The sequence below is a fragment of the Sediminibacterium soli genome (assembly GCF_009939225.1).
Taxonomy (GTDB): domain Bacteria; phylum Bacteroidota; class Bacteroidia; order Chitinophagales; family Chitinophagaceae; genus Sediminibacterium; species Sediminibacterium soli.
The window spans coordinates 988,781-1,013,142 of the sequence record NZ_JAACJR010000008.1 but is presented as its reverse complement, the minus strand read 5'-3'; the positions used below and the strand labels follow the sequence as shown (position 1 = coordinate 1,013,142).

General features: G+C 51.1%; 18 protein-coding genes. 7 read left to right on the top strand and 11 right to left on the bottom strand.

The window, feature by feature from the left end; all coding sequences use genetic code 11:
* Nucleotides 1-89 precede the first annotated feature (89 nt).
* From GWC94_RS11555 to guaB, 5 genes are all read right to left on the bottom strand, one after another.
* A complete protein-coding gene (locus GWC94_RS11555; protein WP_161835175.1) occupies nucleotides 90-2,756 on the bottom strand; it encodes a T9SS type B sorting domain-containing protein in 2,667 nt (888 codons plus the stop codon).
* 195 nt (nucleotides 2,757-2,951) lie between these two features.
* On the bottom strand, nucleotides 2,952-5,555 hold the full coding sequence (locus GWC94_RS11550) for a T9SS type B sorting domain-containing protein (protein ID WP_161835174.1): 2,604 nt from the start codon (nucleotides 5,553-5,555) through the stop codon (nucleotides 2,952-2,954).
* Nucleotides 5,556-5,561: 6 nt separating this feature from the next.
* Entirely contained in the window at nucleotides 5,562-6,359 is a 798-nt protein-coding gene (locus tag GWC94_RS11545; RefSeq protein ID WP_161835173.1) for an alpha/beta fold hydrolase, read from the bottom strand.
* Between the two features lie 2 nt (nucleotides 6,360-6,361).
* Nucleotides 6,362-7,489, bottom strand: a complete 1,128-nt coding sequence (locus GWC94_RS11540; RefSeq protein ID WP_161835172.1) for an Lnb N-terminal periplasmic domain-containing protein — start codon at nucleotides 7,487-7,489, stop codon at nucleotides 6,362-6,364.
* A gap of 109 nt (nucleotides 7,490-7,598) precedes the next feature.
* Nucleotides 7,599-9,089: an IMP dehydrogenase gene (gene guaB, locus GWC94_RS11535; protein WP_161835171.1), complete on the bottom strand. Its 1,491-nt coding sequence runs from the start codon at nucleotides 9,087-9,089 to the stop codon at nucleotides 7,599-7,601.
* Between the two features lie 132 nt (nucleotides 9,090-9,221).
* Between guaB and GWC94_RS11530 the strand changes: the two genes are divergently transcribed.
* On the top strand, nucleotides 9,222-10,430 hold the full coding sequence (locus GWC94_RS11530) for an MFS transporter (protein ID WP_161835170.1): 1,209 nt from the start codon (nucleotides 9,222-9,224) through the stop codon (nucleotides 10,428-10,430).
* A gap of 24 nt (nucleotides 10,431-10,454) precedes the next feature.
* Here the strand turns inward: GWC94_RS11530 and dprA are convergent, their stop codons facing one another.
* The 3 genes from dprA to GWC94_RS11515 form a co-directional block, all read right to left on the bottom strand.
* On the bottom strand, nucleotides 10,455-11,552 hold the full coding sequence (dprA, locus tag GWC94_RS11525; protein ID WP_161835169.1) for a DNA-processing protein DprA: 1,098 nt from the start codon (nucleotides 11,550-11,552) through the stop codon (nucleotides 10,455-10,457).
* A gap of 124 nt (nucleotides 11,553-11,676) precedes the next feature.
* The gene (locus GWC94_RS11520; protein WP_161835168.1) at nucleotides 11,677-13,587 is read right to left on the bottom strand and encodes an OmpA family protein; all 1,911 of its coding nucleotides are present in this window, start codon (nucleotides 13,585-13,587) and stop codon (nucleotides 11,677-11,679) included.
* A gap of 70 nt (nucleotides 13,588-13,657) precedes the next feature.
* Nucleotides 13,658-14,269, bottom strand: coding sequence for an FMN-dependent NADH-azoreductase (locus GWC94_RS11515; protein ID WP_161835167.1), 612 nt, complete (start codon nucleotides 14,267-14,269; stop codon nucleotides 13,658-13,660).
* 101 nt (nucleotides 14,270-14,370) lie between these two features.
* Between GWC94_RS11515 and GWC94_RS11510 the strand changes: the two genes are divergently transcribed.
* Nucleotides 14,371-14,724, top strand: a complete 354-nt coding sequence (locus GWC94_RS11510; protein WP_161835166.1) for a winged helix-turn-helix transcriptional regulator — start codon at nucleotides 14,371-14,373, stop codon at nucleotides 14,722-14,724.
* Nucleotides 14,725-14,763: 39 nt separating this feature from the next.
* Here GWC94_RS11510 and GWC94_RS11505 read toward each other — a convergent pair whose 3' ends face one another.
* Entirely contained in the window at nucleotides 14,764-15,408 is a 645-nt protein-coding gene (locus tag GWC94_RS11505) for a 7-carboxy-7-deazaguanine synthase QueE (protein WP_235918516.1), read from the bottom strand.
* A 4-nt stretch (nucleotides 15,409-15,412) separates the two neighbouring features.
* Nucleotides 15,413-16,288, bottom strand: coding sequence for a bifunctional 5,10-methylenetetrahydrofolate dehydrogenase/5,10-methenyltetrahydrofolate cyclohydrolase (locus GWC94_RS11500; protein WP_161835165.1), 876 nt, complete (start codon nucleotides 16,286-16,288; stop codon nucleotides 15,413-15,415).
* Nucleotides 16,289-16,680: 392 nt separating this feature from the next.
* Between GWC94_RS11500 and GWC94_RS11495 the strand changes: the two genes are divergently transcribed.
* The 3 genes from GWC94_RS11495 to GWC94_RS11485 all read left to right on the top strand — a co-directional run bounded on the left by GWC94_RS11495 (nucleotide 16,681) and on the right by GWC94_RS11485 (nucleotide 21,816).
* The gene (locus tag GWC94_RS11495) at nucleotides 16,681-19,911 is read left to right on the top strand and encodes a SusC/RagA family TonB-linked outer membrane protein (protein WP_161835164.1); all 3,231 of its coding nucleotides are present in this window, start codon (nucleotides 16,681-16,683) and stop codon (nucleotides 19,909-19,911) included.
* A gap of 26 nt (nucleotides 19,912-19,937) precedes the next feature.
* Nucleotides 19,938-21,410, top strand: coding sequence for a SusD/RagB family nutrient-binding outer membrane lipoprotein (locus GWC94_RS11490; protein ID WP_161835163.1), 1,473 nt, complete (start codon nucleotides 19,938-19,940; stop codon nucleotides 21,408-21,410).
* Nucleotides 21,411-21,507: 97 nt separating this feature from the next.
* Complete coding sequence (locus tag GWC94_RS11485; RefSeq protein WP_161835162.1) at nucleotides 21,508-21,816, top strand: DUF3467 domain-containing protein; 309 nt, start codon at nucleotides 21,508-21,510, stop codon at nucleotides 21,814-21,816.
* Nucleotides 21,817-21,876: 60 nt separating this feature from the next.
* On the opposite strand, the gene radC is transcribed toward GWC94_RS11485, so the two are convergent.
* On the bottom strand, nucleotides 21,877-22,566 hold the full coding sequence (gene radC, locus GWC94_RS11480) for a RadC family protein (protein ID WP_161835161.1): 690 nt from the start codon (nucleotides 22,564-22,566) through the stop codon (nucleotides 21,877-21,879).
* Between the two features lie 74 nt (nucleotides 22,567-22,640).
* Between radC and GWC94_RS11475 the strand changes: the two genes are divergently transcribed.
* Together GWC94_RS11475 and GWC94_RS11470 are read left to right on the top strand one after the other, a co-directional pair.
* Complete coding sequence (locus GWC94_RS11475; RefSeq protein ID WP_161835160.1) at nucleotides 22,641-23,597, top strand: ribose-phosphate pyrophosphokinase; 957 nt, start codon at nucleotides 22,641-22,643, stop codon at nucleotides 23,595-23,597.
* Between the two features lie 147 nt (nucleotides 23,598-23,744).
* Nucleotides 23,745-24,335, top strand: coding sequence for a 50S ribosomal protein L25 (locus tag GWC94_RS11470; protein ID WP_161835159.1), 591 nt, complete (start codon nucleotides 23,745-23,747; stop codon nucleotides 24,333-24,335).
* Nucleotides 24,336-24,362: the final 27 nt, after the last annotated feature.

Here is a 24,362-nt window from a genome sequence, read left to right as displayed (position 1 = left end):
GAAGGTAGGGAGAGAATAAGTGAAAACTAAAGCAGAAAAAGCAAAGAAGGCGCTGGTATCGTTCAGCTTTCGGGTCTTTGGTTTTACGCTTACCTGATCAATACAAATGTACCCTTTCTGTATACCGTATTTCCGCGGTAGTCTACGCCCATGGCCTGGTATACATAAGTGCCCGAGGGTTGTTTTACGCCGTTGAATACGCCGTCCCAGGCTTTGCCGATCTGGCTGGTGGTGAACATAACCTGCCCCCATCGGTTAAACACGCTGAAATAGGCAAGCCTGTCGATACCGAATGTATGCGGACGGATCAGGTCGTTCCTGCCATCGCCGTTGGGTGTGAAGGCCGAGGGTACGATGATATCGGCCCCGTTCTTATACACACGCACCGTGATCTTATCCTCGGCAGAACAGCCGCCTTCGCTGCCCGTAACGGTATAAATAACAGAATCGACAGTGTTGCCGAGCGTGGCAACCGGGTTGGCGATAAACGGGTTGTTCAGTCCTGTTGCCGGTGACCATTCATAGCTGCTGGCTCCTGTTGCCAGTAACTGCAGGGGTTGATTGGCCACCACGGTGGTGTCTTTACCCGCATCTATATGCAGCGGCGGAATAACGGTAACCACCAGCGTATCGGTTTTCGGTTTGGGACAGCCAACGGTATCGGTTACGGTAAGTATATACGCGGTTGTTCTCGAAGGGCCGGCTATCGGTGTTACGGTGTTGGCGTTGACAAGCGAGACGGTAGGGCTCCAGGAAAACGAAGACCCCACTATGGTTGCATTCAGCTGTACGCGGTTACCAAAACAAATGATGGTGTCCTGCCCCAGTGCCACACTCGGGTAAGGAGCAACTTTTACAAGCGTATAGGCGGTAGCCTGGCATTTACCCAGGTTGGCGTCTACACGGTATCGTGTTTGTGCCAGCGGTTTTACCCATGGGTATTTCACAGGCGCAACCGTTTCGCCGGTGGAAGCGGTCCACCGGTAAGACAGCGCATAGCTTACCGGCGAGAGCTGCAGCGAGTCCGTAAGACATAACCCGGTTTCGGGCGGCAGGGAAACAGAAATATACTTCAGCACATTTACGGTTACCGAGTCGTTGTTGATGCAACCGTTGTCGTTGATGGTAACATAGTACCGGGTGGTATCCGTGGGAAAAACAACCGGCGATACCGTGTTCGGCTGTAATATCCTCGACTGGTTGGGGCCTGGCTGCACCGTCCAGCTGGCGGTGCCGCTGGGTATGTTCACGCGCAGCGTCAGTGAGTCGATGCTGCAGATAAGCGTATCGCGGAACGGAAGATCCAGCTGGGGTTTATCCAGTATGGTAACGGTTTTGAGGGCCGTGTCGACGCAGCCCTTGGTATTGGTTGTGATCAGTCTTACCTGAACCGCCTGCGGGGAGGCGTATTTCCAGGCAGTGTCCCTGCTGCGTGCCGTATCTGCCAGTGTGGAAGGATCGCCAAAATCCCAGCGCCAGCTGTCAACCGTTCCATACTTCGATGTGGTTGCGTCTTTAAACAGGTAGGGCTTGAGCACGCAGGTGGACAGCACGGTGAAATCTGTTTTGAAGCCGGGGTATACCAATACTTTGGCGGTTGTGGAATCTTCACAGCCGCTGGCAGAAGTCACTTTCAGTTTTATGGTATAGGTACCGCTGTCTTTTCCGCTTGCCAGAAAATCGTAGCTGGGTCTTGGTTGCGTGGAGGTATCTGTTGTGAGTGCCGGTATACCAAAATCCCAGAGGTAGGAATTGATGTTGGCGCTGGTGCTTTGGTTCTCGAAAGTAAGTGTGGTGCCATTGCAGCTGATATAGCTGGGTTTTAACACCGCACCGGTAATGGTACAGTCGGCCACTTTCACATGTATCTCTTTCTTGGTGGAACTGATCAGTACACCATTCCGGTATTCATTTGCGCAAACCGCAATTACATAATCACCGGTAATGGAAGGGGCGATGCCTGAAATCAGGCCGGTATTCGGATCGATGGTTACCGTGGGGCCCATGGGGTTGCTTCCATCGTATCCCGCTGTATACCCGATTCCCGCATACGGCGGATTGGTGGGAGGATTGGGTCTTGCCGCATTGGGATCGGTAGGATTGGCCCTGTTATTGTAGCCTCCTGTCAGCCCCGCACAAAATGTATAAACGATATTATCGCCATCCTTGTCCGTGGCCCCGAAATCCAGCGTGAACGGCGCACTGTAACAGATCAGCGCCGTATCTTTTTGCGCGAATACCGGGCTCGAATTGTTTGCATAGCTGGTGCCATTAATCACGCCGGGTATTTTAGCCGTATAACTTATGCCATAATCATCAGAAGGAATGGTCAGGTTTACAATGCCCCTGACACGGCAGCAGCGCTGTACGGTAAGCGTATATCCGCCGCTGGTATTGGGGAGATCAACGGTGGTTGTATACACATCGATAATATAACAAACTGCCGGTTTGGTGCTGAGGCAGGGACTCCAGGTGGTCTTGCTTGGTGTTGAAGAACTGCTAAGCGGAACCGTTAGTTTCTGGATCAGGGCGTTGCTTGTGCCATCAAACACACCCAGGTAAATATCGGCATCCCGCTGGCTGCCGGTTGAATTACAATCCAGGTACTGTCTTACGGTTATTTCGTACCGCGAGGTATTGGCGGCAGATCCCGGTCCCAGGTAGGTATACTGGATCCATCCCCCTTTGAGGTGAGCGCCAAAACAAAGATTTGTGCAGGCCAGTAAAACCAATAATACAAAAACAGTTTGCTTCATTTCCTCGATCTGCTTTCCGCATCCTTTGAGATACGGTGAAATTACCGGTTGTTAAGTAACCCTTAACAGCCCGGGGGTTATTTAACGGAGTCCCAACAATCTGTAGATGGATGGATAAACGTTTATGCTGCTTAGTGTACTGAATTTAAGGAATCATATAGGTAAAAACAGCAGGTTTCGGATGAAATTACTGATTTATCTGATCAGCACACTTGTCCCTTTCCTGAATACCTTTTTGCCGAGGTAATCGCTGCCCTCCACCTGGTACACATAGGTGCCCGGGGGTTGTTTTACGCCGTTGTAAACCCCGTCCCATCCCTTTCCTGCCTGCGCGGTATGGAACAATTGCTGTCCCCACCGGTTGTATACGCGGAAATAATACAGGTTGCTGATACCGACAAGCGCCGGTTTCAATACATCGTTCCGGCCATCGTCATTGGGTGTAAAGGCCGAGGGTACATATATCTCGGGCCCGTGTTTGCTTACCCTTACCAGCACCTCGTCATCGGTAAAACAACTGCCAACCGATACCCTTACCCTGTAGCGGATGGAATCGATATCCTCCCCGAGCAGGGCAACCGGGTTGGCAATATCGGTATTGCTGAGACCGGTTGCGGGGCTCCATTGGTAGGCGGTGCCGCCCGTTGCCTGCAGCTGCAGCGACTGGCCGGGCACGATCGTGGTGTCGGGTCCCGCATCGGTGACCAGGGTCGGCGTTACGTACACCAGTATCGTATCCCTCACGGTTTTTGGACAGCCCAGCGTATCGCTTACACTCAGTACATAAGCCGTTGATACCGAAGGACCGGCAACCGGGTTAACCGACCGGGTGTTGACCAGCGAGCCTGCGGGCGCCCAGGTAAAGGCCGAACCTTTTACCTGCGCATGTAACTGTGCCCTCGAACCAAAGCAGATCGTTGTATCCATGCCTGCTGCTGCCAGGGGATAGTCTGCCACTTTTATACGCACAGTGTCTTTTGCCTGGCAGCGTCCCAGGTTGGCAACCACATAATAATCCGTTGTTGCCGATGGCTGCACCCAGGGATATTTCTGTTGCGAATGCAGGTCGTCTGCAGAACTTGTCCAGCAATAGGCCAATGCATGGCTTACCGGCTGCAGCCGCATGGAATCGGTTCTGCAGATAACAGAATCGTTGCCTGCAAACACACTGATGAACGGCAGCACGTTGACGGTTACCGTATCGGTATTGATACAGCCATTGTCGTTTACGGTTACCAGGTACCTCGTAGTATCCTTTGGAAAAACCAATGGGCGGGACGTGTTCGCCCCGATGATGTTTTTAGCAGGCAGCCAGGATATCGATCCTGAGTTGCCGACAGGTATCGCCAGGGTGTCGATGCTGCAGATAAGCGTGTCTTCAAAGGGCAGCAGCAACACAGGTTTATCCGCCACGGGCAGTTTTGTGTGCACACTGTCTATGCAGCCCTTGTTGCTGGTAACCACCAGGCTGATGTCTTTTTCCGATGGCGATGCATATTTGTATAACGGGTTTTTGATGCGCGATGTATCGGCCAGTGTGGTGTCATCGCCAAAATTCCATTTCCAGCTGTCGATCACGCCGTAACGGGTATAGCTGGTATCGGTAAACTGGTATGGCCGCTGGTAGCAGCTGCCCGTTACCAGAAAGCCGGGTCTGAAGCCGGGGTATACCAATACCAGGGTGCTGTCATCACCCTCACATCCGGCCGGACCGGTTACATGCAGTTTTGCTTTGTATACGCCTGTGTCGGGGTAGGTATAATCGAGAACCGGTGCGTTGGATATGATATCTCCCGGCAGTTTGGCATTGTACAGGGTCCAGGTATAGGAGGTAACCGCAGAAGAAGTGGATTCGTTTTCAAAATGAACGGTGAAATCCTTGCATTGAACGATCCTGTCGGGCAGCACGGCTTCCACAAAATCGCAGTTCTGCACTTTCAGTATAAAATCTTTCCGGTGTTCTGTAAACGGTTTCCCATTTCGCCATTCCGTGATGCATACATTCACCACGTATTGTCCCTGTGCCGGCGCAATACCGCTGATGATGCCGGTTGCGCTGTTGATAGACACTTTGCTTCCCAGCGGATTGCCCCCGTCAAACGGCGAGCGGTAGGGAAGCGGTATCAGGTTCAGCGTTGGCGTTGGCGGAGCGTTGTTGTTGCCGCCGCCGCTGGAGGTATAGGCTTCGCACAGCGCAAAGGAAAGCGAATCGCGGTCGGGATCAACGGCGCCGAAATCGAGTTGGAAGGATTTGTTGGCACAGACAAGCGCGGTATCCTTCACGTTAAACTGCGGACTGCTGTTATGACCCGATGGTAAGGCGATCTTACCCGGTATTCTGGTAATATAATTGCTGCCTACATTTCTCGGCTGCGATAAATTGCTGATGGTATCCACCCGGCAGCAGCCGATACGCGATAAGGTATAGCCTGCCTGGTTATCCTGCAGTTCTATTACCGCGGTATAGATGGCCACTTCGTAGCAGACGTTCACAGAACCCACAAGACAGGGAAACCCCGATGTGTTCAGCTGAATGGTGCGTACGGGAAACTGTATCGGCAGCTGCTGGCTTTTGATAAGTGTATTGTTTTCATACACGCCCAGAATGGGGTTTTCGTTCTGCAGCAGCGGGCCCAGCGACTGGCAATCGCGGAACAGGCGCAGTGTTACCTGGTAAACGCTGCTGCCCGAACTGCCTGTCCTGAGGTATTCGTAATAGAGTTCCCCGCCCGCCACATGCCTGCCCATCGCCGTAAGACAGCAGCAAACCAATAGGAGGATGCAGGGTACCCTCTTCATGTGCAGTTATGCTAAGTTGATAAACGCGTGTAAATACCTGTTCAGTGTGTCGGAAGCTTCCAGCATACTCATATGTCCAACATGTTCCAGTACATGAATGTACGATTTCAGGGGCAGGTGCGCCTGCTTCAGTACATCGTTCATGGGAGCGGCCTGGTCTTCGGTTCCGATTACGAAAAGCACGGGTAAGGGGTTGCTTTGCAAAACAGCGGTCCGGTCCGGCCGGTTCATCATGGCCTGGTAATATTGCTGCAGCGCTTCTTCGGAAAACTGTTTGCCGGCTTCGGCCAGCGCTTCCACTTTGCCGGGATGCTGTTGTGCAAAGCCCGCGGCAAAAAGACCGGGTATGGTGGTGCGGATAAAAGCCGCGGCTCCGTACCGGCCAATCGTTTCAATAGCCCTGGCCCTGGTCTTCTTTTTTTCTTCGCTGTCCGCAAAGGCAGTGGAATTAACCAGCCCGAATCCGGTTAACAGGGAAGGGTATTTTTCCGCAAACGCCAGCGTTATATAACCGCCCATACTGTGTCCGAGCATCAGGCAGCTGCCGATCTTTTCTTCCTGCAGCAGGGCGTGGATTACGTCTGCATAAGCGCTGATGGTAATGTTTTCTCCGTGCAAAATACCCGAGGCACCGCTACCGGGAAGATGCGGTACCAGCAACAGGCAATATTGTTTCAGGAATTGTACCTGTTCATCCCATATATGACCGTCTTCCCCGAATCCGTGCAGTAACACCACGGGGCTGCCTTCTCCCTCCATACGATAGGAAATGGTTGCAGATTGGTATCGGAACTGTTTTTCCATGATCAGGGTTTGGCCAGTCTCACAAACCGCAGAAACAGCAGTAACACTACGGGTATCAGCGCGGGGTTAAGCGATTGTGGTAACCAGTACCAGGCTATCAGCAGCAAACCATATACCACTCCTGCCGCGAAGAAATAGGTTTTCATCCTGGCGTTGTGTTTCCACACAAAAAACGCGGCCACCAGGTTGGTGGGAAGTGCCCAGAAAATATTGTGGTTGTAGGCAAAGGAACGATGGTCTGTTCCAAACCAGGTAAACAGCAGTATGCAGCCGATCAGGCCGGTAACCAGGCATAACAGGAAATCAAAAAATGCCGTGAGCTTTTTTGCGGTTTTGGTTTTTACGAACGACAGCAGCAGTATGCCCGCGCACAGCACCGATAACACGCGTAACGGCCACTGGCTGCTTCCCGTTGTTTCTGTTTTTGCCGTGCGGAGTATCACCCGTTTGTCTGTTTTCAGCGAGGATACCGCAACTCCCTTCATCAGGTAGTCCGGCAAAAACAGGGAGCCGTTGACCGATACCGGTTTGTCGGCAGGAGCACCCATCAGCAGATCGATACCCAGCTTTGTCCAGCCCATGTGCTGCCTGTCGAGGTATTCGTGCAGCATATCCCTGTAAGAAGTGCCTTCGGGAACCAGTGCCTGCACTACTGTCATCCCGGCCTGCTGTGCGAGCATATCTCTTGCGCGGGTTGTACAGTTATCTTTCAGGAAATCGTATTTGTAAAAGCGGTTGTTGAACTGCAGGTTGCGTAAGATCGCATTCCTTATCTGTATTTTCTGTCCGCCGCTCAGCTGCAGTTCCTGCTCGGTAACATCCCTTTGCGTAACATCGTATTCGTACATAAACTGCGCAAAGTCAGAAACCGAGAGTGAGTAATCCAGTTTTCCGCGTACGAACTTGGTATAGAAATCAGGATCGTCGAAATCGAATGTGCCCCAGTTGTACACCAGGTCGGTGCGCTGCAGACTGTCGGTGATCCGTATGGCGGTATGCCCGAACACCGAGTACAGTTCTTCGCCCGGCGCACAGGTGAGCAGGCTTACACGCAGATGGACGGAATCGCCCTGGCCAACACACCATACAAAAGAAAAAACACAGAGCAGGCAGGAAAAAAATTGCTTCACGCAGGTATTTTTCGGAAAGATAGCGTTTTGAATGCGCAAAAAAGAAAGGTCAGAATGGAAACGATTCTTTTCGTTTCCGTTCTGACCTTCTCATTCTCTTTTTCTTGTCTTATCGCCTGCTGTAATTCGGCGCTTCCTTCGTGATATCGATATCGTGTGCATGGCTTTCTTTCATGCCAGCATTGGTGATCTTTACGAAGGTGGCTTTCTGCAGCTCGTTTATGTTCTTTGCGCCGCAATAACCCATGCCCGAACGAAGACCGCCCACATACTGGTAAACGATCTCGCTCAGGTGTCCTTTGTAGGCAACACGTCCTTCAATTCCTTCGGGAACAAATTTCTTGATATCGGCTTCCACATCCTGGAAGTAGCGGTCGCCGCTTCCCTGGCTCATGGCGCCCAGACTGCCCATGCCGCGGTATTCCTTGAACTTTCGTCCTTCGTAAATAATGGTATCGCCCGGACTTTCCTCCACACCGGCAAATACACTGCCCATCATCACCACATTGGCACCGGCGGCAAGGGCTTTTACCATATCGCCTGTGTACCGGATACCGCCGTCGGCGATCACGGGTATGTTTCTTCCTTTTAATGCATTACTGGCTTCCATCACCGCTGTAAGCTGTGGTACGCCTGCGCCGGCAACGATGCGCGTGGTGCAGATAGAGCCCGGTCCGATGCCCACTTTCACGCAGTCGGCGCCGGCATCTGCCAGGGCTTTGGCGCCGGCGGCCGTGCCCACATTACCCGCTATGATCGGCAACTGTTTAAAATTTTTACGAAGCACTTTCAGCGCTTCTATCACACCGCGGCTATGGCCGTGTGCGCTGTCGAGGGTAACGATGTCTACGCCTACAGACTGCAGTGCCGCAGCCCTGTCTAGCAGGTCTTTGGTGATGCCGAGCGCGGCACCCACCAGCAATCGCCCCAGGGTATCTTTTACCGCCGCCGGATAGTTGCGCAGCTGCAGGATGTCGCGGTAGGTGATCAGCCCGATCAGTTTGCCCTGTTTATTAACCACGGGCAGTTTTTCGATCTTGTACTGGCGCAGGATCTTTTCGGCTTTCTTAAGATCGGTGCCTTCGGGTGCGGTGATGAGGTTGTCTTTTGTCATCACTTCCTTTACTTTCCGGCTTTTATCCGTTTCAAAACGGAGGTCGCGGTTGGTGAGGATGCCGACAAGCTTATGCTGTTTGTCGATGATGGGAATTCCACCGATCTTATTATCTTTCATCAGCTGCAGCGCATCCCCGATCGTGGCATCCACCAGCAGCGTTACCGGATCGATGATCATGCCGCTTTCACTTCTTTTTACCTTGCGCACCTGCTCCGCCTGTTTTTCGATGCTCATGTTCTTGTGCAGGATGCCCAGGCCACCTTCCCTTGCCAGGGCGATGGCCAGGTTGGCTTCTGTAACGGTATCCATGGCCGCAGAAAGCATGGGTACATTCAGTATGATGTCTTTGGTAAGGTTGGAACTGATATCCACTTCACGCGGTAAAACGGCGCTGTAAGCGGGTACCAGCAGTACGTCGTCAAATGTCAAACCTTCAATAAATGTTCTGGATTGGGTAGCAGGGGAAGTATTTCTTGTTGCCATGTGCAAAGATACGAGCTTGGGCGGAATTTCGGAATAGGTGGAACGGGAAATTTTGAAAGGGTAAGCAAACGCAGGCAATCTCCATCCCTGAATCCGTCACCCGCCAGTCCGGTAATCCTTACTTTTGCAGTAATGACTCGTTCGTCAACGGCTTATTTCAACTTCCAGTTCGGGTTGCTTTGTTTCAGCAATTTTTTATTCAGTTGCAGTTTCAGCATGATGATACCGGAGTTGCCCGGCTATCTTACGCAACTGGGCGGCGCTGAGTACAAAGGGCTGATCATTGCGTTATTCACGCTGATGGCGGGGATCTCGCGCCCGTTCAGCGGCAAGCTTACGGATACCGTTGGCCGTGTGCCGGTGATGATCTTTGGTTCATTGGTATGCGTGGTGTGCAGCCTGCTTTACCCCGTGCTTACTACGGTAAGCGGGTTTTTATTACTGCGTTTTTTTCATGGCTTTTCAACAGGGTTCAAACCCACGGCCACTTCTGCCTACGGCGCGGATGTAGTGCACGAGTCCAGAAGAGGTGAGGCCATGGGTATGCTGGCCCTGGGATATTCACTGGGGTCATCGGTGGGTCCGCTGATAGGCAGCTGGCTGGTGACCGATTTTTCGTACAGGATCATGTTCTATGTTTCCTCCGGTTTTGCGCTGGGTTCCGTGGCCATCCTGTACAATATCCGCGAGACCTTACGGCACCCCCAAAAATTTTCTTTCCGTTACCTGCGGGTTGGTAAAGACGAAATATTTGAAAAAACAGCCCTGAAGCCCGCTGTAATTATGTTGCTGCTCTGCTTCTCTATCGGCAGCGTGCTTACGCTTTCGCCCGATCTCAGCATGTCGGTGGGTATACAGAACAAAGGACTGTTCTATGCGGTGTACACGGTTGCTTCCCTGCTGATCCGCCTGGTTGCGGGAAAATCATCCGACAAATACGGCCGCGTGATCGTACTGATATTTACCGCCCTGCTGCAGTGTATCGCGTTCGTGGTGCTTGCTTTTTCGCATTCGGTCACGATGGTAATGGTAAGCGCGGTGATATACGGGTTCAGCGTGGGCATGAACGGGCCCACCCTGATGGCCTGGGCCGTGGATCTTTGCCGCGCAGAGAATCGCGGGCGCGCCGTGGCCTCGGTATACATTGCGCTGGAAATGGGTATCGGTTGCGGCGCCCTGGTAAGCGCATGGATCTATAATAACCGGTTGTCCAACCTGATATATGCATTCTTCCTTACATCGGCGCTGGCGTTGGTAGCAATGGGATTGCTTATTTCCTGGAAGCGCAGGGAAAGACACAAAGTGGCTGCGATGGCAGAAGCGGTTGAATTGGCAGAATAAAATAACACACAAAGATCCCAATGCTTACACCAGCTGATACATCTTCCCCGGCAGCGCACAAACGATGTTCTGCAGCTCAAGGGTCAGTATGGCCGCTGCTGCCGCGCTGGTGCTAAGACCGGTTTTAAAACAAAGTTCATCGATGGGTAAGGGACCCTGCTGCAGGATATCCGCAATGGCCTGTTCTTCTTTTGTCAGTTCGGGGAACAATTGTTTTTGCGGATTTCGGCGCGTCGGTTTTTTATCCAGCCAGCCCATGGTTTCGATAAGGTGCTGGGCATCGCTGAACAGGATCGCCTGGTTCTGCTGTACCAGTTTAAGACAGCCCCCGCTTTTCTGATCGCCGATCCTGCCGGGTACCGCAAATACATCGCGGTGATAGGTATGCGCCAGCTCGGCAGTGATCATGCTGCCGCCTTTTATGGCAGTTTCGATTACAATGGTGGCGTCCGACATGCCCGCCACGATCCGGTTGCGTCTCGGGAAATTGTGTTTATCGGGCCTGGTGCGCTGCGGAAATTCTGTGAGCAGTCCACCCTGCGTTACCATTTCTTTTGCCAATTGTTTATGGTGCAGGGGGTAAAGCGTATCCAGCCCATGTGCCAGTACGCCAATGGTAGGCAGGTTTTCCTGTAAACAGGTTTTATGCGCTATGGCGTCTATGCCAAATGCCAGCCCGCTCACCACCAGTACGGAATGCGCTTTGAGTGCAGCGATCAGTTCCTGTGTGATCCGTTTGCCGTATTCGGTATGGTTTCTGGTGCCGATGATGCTGATCACTTTCGGCTGGTTCAGGTCGGCATTGCCGCGGTAGTAGAGCAGCGTGGGCGGGTCGTAACAATGCAGCAGCCGTTTCGGATAAGCGGTGTCTGTCAGAAACAAAGGCTGTATCTGGTGCTTTTCCAGAAACCGGAGCTCCGCTTCTGCCTGCGCAAATCCTTTCCATTCCTTAAGCGATCTGGCCCTTTGCTCCCCGATGCCTTCCACGGCGCCGATCTCTTTCTTTTTTGCCGTAAAAACGGACATGGCATCTCCGAAACGCTCAACCAGGCAGCGGTTGCAGACGGCGCCCAGCTCAGGTATCATCGTTAAGGCAATGCGGTAGAACAATTCCGTTTCCATGCGATCAAAACCGAAATCTCCTGAAAATGTTTCAACAGAAATAGCGTATTTATACTGTAAAAAAACGCAATAAAAAAGCGCCCATAACCAATATGAGCGCTTCTGAAATGGTTTAACCGGAAACTCAGAGCCCTGTTACCGTAAACGTGGTCCTCCTGTTTTGTGCGCGGCCGGCTTCTGTTGCGTTGTCCGCCACCGGTTTGGAAGCGCCGTATCCTTTATAGGTCAGGCGTTTGTTATCAATGCCTTTGTCGCTCAGGTAATCCACGATTGCTCTGGCGCGGTTGGCCGACAGCAGCATATTGTCTTCCGGGTTACCAATATTGTCCGTATGTCCGGATATCTCCAGTTTCAGCGAGGGGTTTTCATTGAGTACCTGCAGTAGTTTTTCCAGTTCAATAAAACCGTCTTTCGGTATCTCGTATGAATTGGTGGCAAAGCGGATATTCCGGAAAGTGGTTACCACATTCAATTCAACCGGCTGCAGGTAAATGTCTTTTTTATAAACACTGTCGGCCTGTTTGCCGCTGAGTTCGTACAGTTCGCTGTAGAATAAATAACCTTTGCGGTTTACCGTAAACGTATAGTCCTTACCTGTTGGCAGGGTGATGAAATATTCTCCCAGCTCGTCGGTCTGTACTTTCATCAGGGCCTGGTTATTGCTGTTATCGGTCAGTTCCACCGAAGAAGGCAGGGGTTTGTTGGTCTTTTTGTCGATCACATGTCCTTTTACATACAGCGTTCTGCGGGGCCTGATATCCGAACGCATATCGAATCGGTACAGGTCAAACCCGCCGCGGCTGTCACTTCTGTCGCTGGCATAGTATGCGGTGAGTCCGTCGGAGGATACGGCAAGACTGCCTTCGTTTTCGATCGTATTGATCGGGTAGCCCAGGTTTTCGGGTTTGCCCCATTCTCCTTTTTCATTTTTGCGCGCCACGAACAGGTCCTGGTTACCGTAACCCGGCAATCCGTTCGATGTATAATACAGGGTTTGGTTGTCTGCATGGATAAAAGGCGCCATTTCATCGCCGGCACTGTTGATCTCGGGTCCCATGTTCACCGCCGGTGCCCATTTTCCGTTTGGCTGGCGGTAGCTGACATAGAGATCCGATCCCCCATAACCGCCGGGGCGGTTGCTGCTGAAATACAGGGCGTTCTTATCAGGACTAAGCGCCGGTCCTGTTTCCCAGAATTCGGTATTGATGGCAGGGCCCATATTCTTTGGTTCACTCCAGCCCTGCAGTGTTGCGTAGGAGATATAAATATCAAAGCTCTTGTAAGCCTGGTCCGTCAGCTGCCCGGTAAACAATAACCATTCTCCATCCTGCGAAACAGTGATCGCTCCCTTCTTCGGTTCTTCGTTGATATCGCCGCTGATGGTTTTTGCGGCGCCGAAACCGTTCTGGGTGATCCGGCTTTCGATAAAATCTTCGCGCATCGCATCCACCCTTCTTGTGAACACCAGTAAACTGTCTGTTACCGTTACGGATGGATAGTATTCCGATTTGGGTGTATTGACACTGTCGCCGAGGTTCTGCGGTTTAAACACATAGCCTGTGTTCGGATGCTGCTTTGCGTAGGCGATGGCAAATTCATAGGTCTTTTTGCGGTACTCGCCGCTTTTCACGCTTTTGTCATTGAGCCTCGGATAGGAGAGAAAATAATTTACCGCGGCAAGCGCTTCTTCAAACCTTCCCTGCCCGGCAAGATTGATCGAATAGGGCAGGTGGTAGATCCTGAAATAGCCGGTATCCTTGCTTCTCGCTTTCTCATACATGCGCACCGACTGGTCATAGCGCTTCAGCTGGCCGAGTACGCCTGCAAGGGAGAGGTAGGCTTCTACATAATTGCTGTCTTCCCTGATGCTTTGCAACAGCAGGGGTATGGCTTCTGGCAATGCATTGTCTGAAAGAAATTCGATCGCCTTCTCGTAGGTCTTAACGGCTTTTGCGTTTACCCGATCGGGATCGTATGTCTGCGACAGGGCAGAAGCAGCGCAGGCCAGCCCCAGTATAAAAGCAAGTGTTTTCATAGGCACAGGCAGGCAATTTCGCGAAAAACAAGATTACCTGCCTGTTAAAGTTAATGGTCTTCTGCATGTCTCAGAAAGCAAAGGCCTCAACCGTTTCCAGCGCTGCGGGCAGGGCTGTTTCGCGCAGTTCGGGGATATTCATTCCCTCGGTGCGGAACACGGTGATATCCGACATGCCCAGAAAGCCCAATACCGTACGCAGGTAGGGTTCGGTAAAGTCCATCTGCTTCATGGCGCCGCTGGTGTAAATACCGCCTGTGGCAATGGCGAGGTATACTTTCTTACCCTTCAGCAGTCCTTCGGGTGAGCCGCCGGCATAGCTGAAGGTGATGCCTGCCCGGGCAATATGGTTCAGCCAGGATTTAAGATAGCCGGAAATGCCAAAATTGTACATCGGCACACCGATGATAATGTGATCGGCCTCGAAAAGTTCTTTTACCGCTTCATCGGAAAGCCTGGCCTTTTCGCTCTGTTCGGGCGAGCGGTCGGTTGCCGGCGTGGCAAACGCGCCCATATGATCGGCTTCGAGATGCGGGAAAGGCTGTTGGGCAAGGTCCCTGCTGGTAACGGCGCTGCCGGGATGCGCGGCCTGCAGTTTACGCAGAATGCCGTTGGCCAGCCTGGTGCTGAACGATTGCTGGCCGCTGATGCTGGATGTTATAACCAGGATGTTTGCTGACATATGTGTTTTTTTATGACCGCAAACCTAATTATATTTGCTTTCTACCGGATAGCACTATACTATAGGAAAGCACTATCCAAAAGGATAGTAATACGCACGATATGACACAAAAACCCGCCAGCAAATCCGAATGCACCGCCGCCATGCTGCCGGTAAAAGACGCGCTGGAGGTATTGCATGGCCGGTGGACGCTGCCGATCATTATAGCCCTTCGTTTTGGCAAGAAACGGTTTCGTGAAATTGCACGCGAGGTGGAGGGTATTACAGACAAAGTGCTGTCGAAAGAGCTGAAAGAACTGGAACTGAACCAGCTGGTCACCCGAAAAGTATACGATTCCTTTCCCCCTACCGTTGAATATGAAATTACCCCGCATGGAGAATCGCTGGGCGCCGTACTGGAATCGCTGCGCACCTGGGGTACCGCTCACAGGAAGAAGATCATGGGCAGAAAATAGGGCCGTTTTTAGTGAAAACAGTGCGGTCAGTCCCGTTAATTAGGGTACGTTGATGTACTTATGCAGCTGCATACTCAGCTCCCATTGCGGGTGGGTTTTTATATAGTCTATCAGCCGGGGCGTGATCTCCGCCGCTTTTGACCATTCGGGCTGCAGGTACAGTTTGCAGCCGGCGGGCACCTGGGCGGCATAGGTTTCGGCCCAGGTAAAATCGTGTTGGTTGTAGATGACCACCTTGAGTTCGTTGGCGCGCGAAATAACCCCGGACAACGGCGGTTTGAATTTTTTGGGCGAAAGACAGATCCAGTCCCATTCCCCGCTCAGCGGCGAGGATCCGGAAGTTTCCATATTGGTTTCAAAACCGGCTTCGTGCAGGGCATGTGTGAGCGCATCCAGGTTGTGCAGCAGGGGCTCGCCGCCGGTAACAACGGCCAGGCGGCCAGGGTATCCGGCAGCGGCGGCAACGATCGCGTCAACTGACAGTGGGGGGTGCAAAGCAGCATCCCAGCTTTCCTTTACATCGCACCAGAAACAACCTACATCACATCCGCCCAGCCGTATAAAATAGGCGGCACGCCCCTGGTGAAAACCTTCGCCCTGCAGGGTGTAAAAGGCTTCCATAACAGGAAGGGTACGTGTTTGGGTGGGATGGGTCATAGTGGTATTCAAAAAGTCAGCGATCATTCGGTCAGGTTCTTGCCTGGTAGGCTGCCAGGGTGTTTTTGAGCAGGCCGGCTATCGTCATCAGCCCTACGCCGCCGGGCACAGGTGTGATGGCAGCTGTTTTCGGGGCCACTTCCGCATAGGCCACATCGCCCTTGATGCGGAAGCCTTTTTTGGCAGTGGCGTCTTCCACGCGGGTAATGCCCACATCGATCACGATGGCGCCGGGTTTTACCATATCGGCTTTTACAAATTCGGGTCTGCCCAGTGCAGCCACCAGTATATCGGCCTGTGTGCAGAATGCAGCCAGGTTTTTGGTATGCGAATGACAGATCGTTACCGTGCAGTTGCCGTATGCCAGGTTACTGCTCAGCAGGATGCTCATCGGCCGGCCCACAATATTGCTGCGACCGATCACCACGGCATGTTTTCCCTTGGTATCGATGTTAAAATGTTCCAGCATCAGCATGATCCCGTAGGGCGTGGCGGGGATGAAAGAAGGAAGTCCCTGTACCAGTTTGCCCACGCTGCTGGGATGAAAGCCGTCCACATCTTTTGCCGGATTAATCGCTTCTATCACTTTCTGTTCGCTGATCTGTTTGGGAAGCGGCAACTGCACCAGTATGCCGTCTACCCCCGGATCATCGTTCAGTGCCTGTATGGCTTCCAGCAGCGCCGATTCGGCCACATTTTCTTCCAGTCGCACCAGGGTGGAGCCAAACCCCACTTCTTCGCAGTTCCTGACCTTGCTGGCCACATAGGTTTCGCTGGCGCCGTTGGTTCCCACCAGAATGGCTGCCAGGTGCGGTGCCCGTTTGCCCGCGGCGCGGAGCTGTTCGGTTTGCTGTTTCAGTTGTTCTTTAACCGCTGCAGAAGCGATTTTGCCGTCTAATACCATCATGGCTGCAAAAGTAGGTCTTATGAAGCTAAGCCAGGCGCATAAGCCTGTTTTACAGGGGCGAAGCGTGGCACCGCCCGGGTTGAAACATTCTTCTGCATTCGCTGATACCGTTTAAACACCCTACTGTTTCCGTTTTTTAACGGGAGAATACCGTTTTTCACATATTTTTTAACGTAATATATTTTTTGAAAAACAGCAAGATTTTGCGGAAAAATTTACAAAATCATGTAAAAAATAATGATTTGATAATGAAAATCATTAAAAATGGTTAACCAGCGATTTGGGTAGTATATGATTTTTTCTAAATACCAAGGGCATTTGTCGGGCCATGTTAGATTTTTTTTAACATTTTCCCTAATTTAGCCCCCTAAGTTTTTAAAAAACTAAAGCACATGAAGAAAATTGTATCCACCCTCCTCGTGGCAATGCTATGCTTTGTAGTAGGCGCCACTGCACAGTTAAAGACTGTGACCGGAAAGGTTACTGACGAAAAAGGGGAACCTGTTCCCTTTGCATCGGTAGTGATCAAAGGCAAAGGCAAAGGTACCTCTGCCGATGCGGCCGGTTCATTTAGTATCAAAGCCCAGAACGGCGATGTGATCGAAGTATCCGCAGTGGGATTTCAGTCAACATCTACGCCTTACACAGGACAGGCCAGCCTGGGTTTTTCCCTGAAAGCAGGTGATAACACACTTCTTAAAGAGGTAGTGATCACCAGCGCCTTCGAAACCAAAAGAAGTTCCCGCAGTTCCAGCAACAGTGCCCAGACGATCTCGGGCGACCAGCTGGCAACTACCCGCCAGCTGAACGTGAACAACGCGCTTGCCGGTAAAATTGCCGGTATCCAGGTTCAGAGCCAGGCTTCCGGTAAACTGGGTGTGGAGAACGCCATCCGTATCAGGGGTGAGAATGGTATCACCGGTCCTTCCACTGCATTGTATGTAGTGAACGGTACCCAGATGCCTTCTGCAAACGATATCAACCCCGACGATATCGAGAGCATCAGCGTGCTGCAGGGCCCTGCTGCTGCTGCCCTGCTGGGACCTGCCGGTGCCAACGGTGCTGTGGTAATCACCACCAAAAAAGCGCGCAGAGGCGAAAAAGGTATCGGTGTTACCGTAAACTCCAACGTTACTTTCGACAAGGTGTACAAGCTGCCTAAATACCAGAACGTGTATGCCGGCGGTGGTAACCCCGACCTCACAAAATTCACCTGGGTTACAGGTATGCCCGATGCGTGGAAATCGCTCGATGGCAAAATGTATCCCGATTATACGGATGATGCAAGCTGGGGTCCGGCTATGCAGGGTCAGGAATACATTCCCTGGTATGCCTGGTATCCCGGAACACAATACACCGGTAAAACAGCCAGCCTGGTAGCACAGCCAAACAACATCAAGCAGTTCTACAACACCGGTGTTAACCTGAACAACAACGTATCTTTCTCAAAAGCTACCGATAACACCTCTGTAAGGATCTCTTATGGTAACATCAACCAGACAGGTATCATACCTACGTCGAAGCTGATAAAACATACCCTGACGACCTCTACCAGTATTGACCTGAATCCTCAGCTTACACTGGCTGCCAACATCAACTATGTAACGCAGACGGTATATGGTGAGTTCTCCGATGGTTATTCCAATAACTCTACCGGTAACTTCAACTCCTGGTTCCACCGCGATCTTGACTACCAGCTTATGCGCGATCTGTCAGACCTGCGTTCACCACAGGGTTACCTGGCCAGCTGGAACCACTCTAACCCCAGCAGCTACAGCCTTACCAACCCCGTTTCTCAGGCTAACTGGTACAAAGGCAACTACTGGTACAATACCAATTCTTATTTCAACAACATCAACAACGTAAACAGGAAAGACCGTTTATATGGTGATGTGTCGCTGACGTATAAAATCAACAGCGATTTCAAACTGAAAGGTACTTACCGTAAAAACCAGAATACAACCTGGACCGAGAACAAAACTTACTCCATCCTTGAGTACAGCGGTGTTCAAACGGGTTTGAAAGCTGGTTATGGCACACAGAATTCTTACTCAAACAGGGAGAACTTTGAAGGCCTGTTGAGCTATGCAAAGAAATTCAATGATTTCGATGTAAACGCCAACGTTGGTTTTGATATCTTCCAGTCATACTCCAACCAGGTCGCTGCCAACACCGTTAACGGTTTGAACGTAGATAACCTGTACGCACTGAACAACTCCAAAAACGCCATCGCTTACTCTAATTTCAGGGAAGCGTCCAAATACCGCGCTGGTTTCGTAACCGGTAACGTGGGTTGGAAAAACATGGTGTTCGCAGATTTCACTTTGCGTAACGACTATTACTCTCAGTTACCGGCTACTGCAAACTCTGTATTCATCAAATCATTTGGTGCAAGTTTTGTATTCTCCGACCTGATTAACAAAACCTCCAACTCCATCTTCTCTTATGGTAAACTGAGAGCTTCATGGGGTGAGGTGCCTGCAACCATCGGCGCCTATGCTTATCCTGGTTTCAGCTATTCAGTGGCAGCCAACCAGTGGGGTACCAACTTCCTGATGAGCACACCGAACACGGTGGTTGATCCGGGTATCCATGGTTCTGTTAACACCGCAAAAGAAGCAGGTATCGACCTCCGTTTCCTGAGGAACAGGCTGGGTCTGAGCTTCACTTACTGGGATCAGACTTCCACAGATTTCCCGATCACCACCTCACTTACACCAACCACCGGTTTCAGCGGTTTGCTGACCAATGTGGGTAAAGTGTCCAAGAAAGGTTTCGATATCACGCTGAATGCAAAACCTATCTGGGGTAAAGACTTCCAGTGGGATGTTAACGTGAACTTCAGCCGCATCATAGACAACAAAGTGGTGAGCCTGGGTGATTCTTCCGTTAAACAGATCGCATACGCCAACGGTTCATTCGGTGGTCGTTATGTTCCTACCCTGGTTCAGGCTGTGGGACAGCAGTGGGGTCAGTTGTACGGTTACAGGAAGCAGACCATCAATGGCGTGCCCATCCTGTCTTCTGCAGGTCTTTGGCTGAGGGAAGCAACCCCAACCTACCTGGGAAGCGTATTACCTGATTTCACAGGTGGTGTGCAGAACACTTTCACTTACAAAAACTTTGTGCTGAACGTGAACGTCGATTTCCAGAAAGGTGGCAAATTTGCTTCTCTGTCTGACTTCTGGGGTAGCTTCTCCGGTCTGACGGCAAGAACAGCTGCTATCAACGACAAAGGCAAGAACGTGCGTGATGATGTGGCAGCAGGCGGTGGTGTACACGTATTCGGTGTAGACAATACCGGCAAACCTGTTGACTACTACGTAGGTGCCATGGATTATTATCAGCAAACCTACTCAAGCAGGATCACTGATAACAATATCTACGATCTTACGTTTATCAAAATGCGCGAGCTGAGCCTGGGATACAATTTCGACGTGAAAAAACTGAAAGTTGACAAAATCTTCCAGAGCCTGCGTTTTTCTGTTGTTGCCAACAACCTGTGGCTGATCTACTCTCAGTCCAAGGATTACGATCCTGCTGAGATCAGCAACAGCTATGGTGAGAATGGACAGTATCCCGGTACAAGGTCTCTGGGTGTTAACCTGCGTATTGGATTCTAATAACTACTTCTTTAAAAACTTTGAATATGAAAAGACTATTGAAAATATCATCCGTTACAGCCGCACTGGCAACCTTTGCGTTGGTTGGACCGGGTTGTAACAAAGTCAAGGATTTCGGAGATACGAACGTTAACCCCGGAGCTACTTCCACACCGGTAACATCAGCCCTGCTGACCAACGTGGAAGCCGGTATCGGTGATTACGCGGTGTCTATCCAGCCTGGACAATATGCACAGTATTTTTCCGAGACGCAGTACCCGGGCACGTCCCTGTACACTGCGCCGATCCTTTCTTTTTCGGGATTGTATTCCGGTGATCTGTATGACCTGCAGAACATCATCAACCAGAATACCGATCCCGCTACAAAAGGTATCGTAGGTTCTGCGGGAACCAATGCCAACCAGATTGCGGTGGCAAGGATCCTGAAAGCTTATATCTTCTGGACCATCACCGACAGATGGGGCGATATTCCGTATTCTGAGGCGTTGAAAGGAATAGCCAACAAGCTTCCCAAATACGATACCCAGAAAGCGATCTACGAAGATCTGATCAAGGAACTGAAAGAAGCGAACGCACAGTTTGACAACACCGGCACCAAGTTCGCCGGCGATGTACTGATGAACGTAAGCAGCTCTACAGCAACTTCCGTATGGTCGGCCAAATGGAAAAAGTTTGCGAACTCTCTGCGTATGCTGATTGCATTGCGTACCAGCAAAATATACCCCGGTGCAACCGAGTGGGCCGCTACTGAATTCAAGTCAGCCCTGAACGACGCCGCCGGATATATCAGCGCCAACAACGAGAACATTGTTGTTGGGTATGTAGGTACCAACTATCCCAATCCTTTCTACTCAAACTATGTGGTGAGTGCAAGGGTTGACAACGCGGAAAGTAAAGTTGTTACCGATTTCCTCTCTAACAACAACGATCCCCGTCTGGCTTCTTACGGTACTACGCCAAACGGATTCCCTTATGGTCTTGACCGTGCCAACGCGGTGTTGATCACAAGCGGTATTGCATACATCCTGAAAGGACCCGGTACAGCAGCAACCGATCCGGTTAACCTGCTGACCGCTGCCGTGGTTACGTTTGCACGTGCCGAGGCGGCTGAAAGAGGATGGACCCCCGAGGTGGCGGCTGCCCTGTATGTACAGGGTATCACTTTGTCTTTTGCACAGTACGGCTACACAGCAACCCAGGCTGCGAACTATGTTGCACAGACAAATATCCTATACGGAACCGGTAACCTTGAGAAGATCGGTACCCAGCGCTGGCTGGCTACTTACCCCGATGGTACACAGGCATGGGCTGAATGGAGAAGAACAGGTTTCCCTGTGCTTACACCGGCGCCTTATGCTACCAATCCCGGTAAGCAGATTCCGCGCAGGTATATCTACGGAACCGATGAATATTCCCTCAACGGAACCAATGCAAAAGCAGCTGCTGCACGTATGAGCAGTGGCGATGTGCAGGATTCCAAAGTTTGGTGGGATAAGTAAGCTTATCATTCCCTTGAATACAGAGACCGCTTTCCCAGGCGGTCTCTTTTTTTTCCGGCCCGTCGGCTTTTCGATACATTTGCACCAAATACTCCGTATGGAACAACAACAGAACAACCAATTGAATATTGAGATCAGTGAGGAGGTAGCCGAAGGTTCCTATGCCAATCTTGCCATTATCACCCATAGCACTGCCGAGTTTGTGATAGATTTTGTGAATGTAATGCCGGGCACACCCAAAAGCCGTGTCAAATCACGCATTATTTTTACGCCCATGCATGCCAAACGTTTTATGAAAGCGCTCGAGGAAAACATACAGCGCTACGAAGCGGCGAACGGCGATATTAAAGACCTTGAACACGTAGAGATACCGATGAATTTCGGCGGTCCCACAGCCCAGGCTTAGCGGGCGGTCTGTGGATGCTTGCATACATTAAACCACAGGCTGCAGACCCCAAACTTCAAACTACATCAACCCCTCATCGGCAAAACTGAAATGACCCTCGTGGCTTACGATGATATGGTCGATGATACGGATATCAAAATAAGCGGCGGCGCTCTTGATTTTCTGCGTCAGCAGCTCGTCTGCCCGGCTGGGACGCAGGTTGCCGCTGGGATGGTTATGACACAGGATAAGCGCCGTGGCATTGTGCTGCAGGGCTTTTTTCAGGATTACCCGCGGGTCTGCCACGGTGCCAGTATACCCACCTTCGCTGATATGCTCGATCTGGATCACTTTATTGGCCGTATTAAGGAACACTACGGCAAATATCTCCTGCTGGCGGTACTGCAGGCTGGCGCGCAGGTAGTCGGCCATTTCGGTGCTTCGCAGTATCTGCTGCTTTTTAGACTGTGTAGCTGCCCGTCTTACGCCTAATTCAAGCGCCGCCGCAATGGTGATCGCTTTTGCCTCTCCCAGGCCCGCGATGCGGCTGCCTACCATTTCCGGCACGGTAAGCGTGGATAGTTTCTGCAGGTCGTTACCGACCGCCTGCAGCAGGTTTTTTGCCACATCCAGTGCCGAATGCTGCGGGGTGCCGTTATTAATCAGTATGGCCAGCAACTCCGAATTACTGAGGGTATGGGCACCGCGGCTGACCAGCTTGCTCCTTGGCTGGTCGTCGGGCGCCCAGTCCTTGATAGAATATTTGCGCATAAAAAAATTTTAGGATAAAATCAAATTACAATTTCTTAACCTTATCTATATCTTCGCGGCAAGTCCTCACTATTATGAACCCATCCGTCAAGATATTCTCCGGCACCGGTTCGCAAAAGCTGGCGGAAAAAATCGCGCAGCGCTTTGGTGCCACCATCGGTAAGATCAACATCCAGAAATTCAGCGACGGAGAGTTTCAGCCTATCTTCCTCGAAAGTATCCGCGGCGATTATGTTTTTCTTGTACAAAGCACCTGTGCCCCCACCGATAACCTGCTGGAGCTGCTGCTCATGATCGATGCGGCAAAAAGGGCCAGCGCTTACAAGATCATTGCTGTGATACCGTATTATGGTTTTGCCAGGCAGGACAGGAAAGACAAACCCCGTGTGGCCATAGGCTCCAAGCTGATTGCCACCCTGCTGGAGGCCGCCGGTGCCAACCGGGTGATCACTATGGACCTGCATGCGCCGCAGATACAGGCGTTCTTTGATGTGCCCGTGGACCATCTCGACAGCTCCGCCATCTTCATTCCTTATATTGAACAGCTTAAACTCGATAACCTTTGTTTTGCGGCGCCCGATGTGGGCAGCACCAACCGGGTGCGTGAAATAGCCAGCTATTTCAATTCGGAAATGGTGATCTGCGACAAACACCGCAAACGCGCCAACGAGATCGCCAGTATGGTGGTGATCGGTGATGTGGCGGGCAAGGATATCATCCTGGTAGACGATATCTGCGATACAGGAGGCACCCTGGCCAAGGCCGCCGGTTTGCTGAAAGAAAAAGGTGCCCGCAGCGTACGCGCACTGATCACACATCCGGTATTGAGCGGAAAGGCTTATGAGAATATCGAGAAGAGCGTACTGGAAGAACTGGTTGTCTGCGATACCATTCCCCTGAAACAGGACAGTCCCAAAATAAAAGTGATCTCCGTGGCCGATCTTTTCGCCATCGCTATCCGCAATGCCTACGAAAACAAAAGCATTACCAGTTTATTCATCCACTCGCAGCTGCGCGGAAGGGATAAGTAAGTCATCTATCAATTAATAAAAATTTATAATTTATAATTTATTAATTGATAGTATGGTACAAGGTGTTTCTGTACCCCGGTATTATTTTTCGATTCTTAGCTGTTAATTGCCTGACGCTCCTTACCTTTGCCGTCCAAAATTTTTATCATGAAATCAATTACAATCGAAGGTCACCTGAGGACCGAACATGGCAAAAAAGCCGCCCGCCAGATTCGCTCTCAGGAAAACGTGCCAGGTGTAATTTACGGGGGTGCTGAAGAAGTGAATTTTTTCGCTTCTGCAAAGGCTTTCAAGCCTCTGGTGTACACTGGTGAATTTCTGGTGGCAGAAGTTAATGTGAATGGCAAAACCTACAGGTGTATCCTGAAGGACCTGCAGTTTGACAAAGTGGACGATTCTTTGCTCCATGTTGACCTGCTGGAACTGGTAGAGAACAAAAAAGTGATCGCTACCCTGCCTATCAAATTTACCGGTACTTCTATCGGTGTTCGTAACGGTGGTAAACTGGTTACCAAAATCAAATCGCTGAAGGTAAAGGCATTGCCGAAAGACCTGAAAGAAGCGATCCCGGTTGATATCACCAACCTGGACCTGAACGGTAATATCCGTGTGGAAGATGTAAAGGAAGATGGCCTGGAGATACTGAACTCTCCCCGTATTCCCATCGCTTCCGTAGTACTGACCCGTCAGTTGAAACAGGAAGAAGCTTCTGCGACGAAAGACGAGAAGAAAAAATAATCAGTGCAATATTGATTCAGCAGAAAG

Coding starts and splice junctions, on each gene's coding strand:
- GWC94_RS11475 (WP_161835160.1), top strand. CDS start 22,641: ATGAACCCATCCGTCAAGATATTCTCCGGCACCGGTTCGCAAAAGCTG.
- dprA (WP_161835169.1), bottom strand. CDS start 11,552: ATGGAAACGGAATTGTTCTACCGCATTGCCTTAACGATGATACCTGAG.
- GWC94_RS11545 (WP_161835173.1), bottom strand. CDS start 6,359: ATGGAAAAACAGTTCCGATACCAATCTGCAACCATTTCCTATCGTATG.
- GWC94_RS11515 (WP_161835167.1), bottom strand. CDS start 14,269: ATGTCAGCAAACATCCTGGTTATAACATCCAGCATCAGCGGCCAGCAA.
- GWC94_RS11520 (WP_161835168.1), bottom strand. CDS start 13,587: ATGAAAACACTTGCTTTTATACTGGGGCTGGCCTGCGCTGCTTCTGCC.
- GWC94_RS11470 (WP_161835159.1), top strand. CDS start 23,745: ATGAAATCAATTACAATCGAAGGTCACCTGAGGACCGAACATGGCAAA.
- GWC94_RS11555 (WP_161835175.1), bottom strand. CDS start 2,756: ATGAAGCAAACTGTTTTTGTATTATTGGTTTTACTGGCCTGCACAAAT.
- GWC94_RS11495 (WP_161835164.1), top strand. CDS start 16,681: ATGAAGAAAATTGTATCCACCCTCCTCGTGGCAATGCTATGCTTTGTA.
- GWC94_RS11510 (WP_161835166.1), top strand. CDS start 14,371: ATGACACAAAAACCCGCCAGCAAATCCGAATGCACCGCCGCCATGCTG.
- GWC94_RS11490 (WP_161835163.1), top strand. CDS start 19,938: ATGAAAAGACTATTGAAAATATCATCCGTTACAGCCGCACTGGCAACC.
- guaB (WP_161835171.1), bottom strand. CDS start 9,089: ATGGCAACAAGAAATACTTCCCCTGCTACCCAATCCAGAACATTTATT.
- GWC94_RS11505 (WP_235918516.1), bottom strand. CDS start 15,408: ATGATCGCTGACTTTTTGAATACCACTATGACCCATCCCACCCAAACA.
- GWC94_RS11530 (WP_161835170.1), top strand. CDS start 9,222: ATGACTCGTTCGTCAACGGCTTATTTCAACTTCCAGTTCGGGTTGCTT.
- radC (WP_161835161.1), bottom strand. CDS start 22,566: ATGCGCAAATATTCTATCAAGGACTGGGCGCCCGACGACCAGCCAAGG.
- GWC94_RS11550 (WP_161835174.1), bottom strand. CDS start 5,555: ATGAAGAGGGTACCCTGCATCCTCCTATTGGTTTGCTGCTGTCTTACG.
- GWC94_RS11485 (WP_161835162.1), top strand. CDS start 21,508: ATGGAACAACAACAGAACAACCAATTGAATATTGAGATCAGTGAGGAG.
- GWC94_RS11500 (WP_161835165.1), bottom strand. CDS start 16,288: ATGATGGTATTAGACGGCAAAATCGCTTCTGCAGCGGTTAAAGAACAA.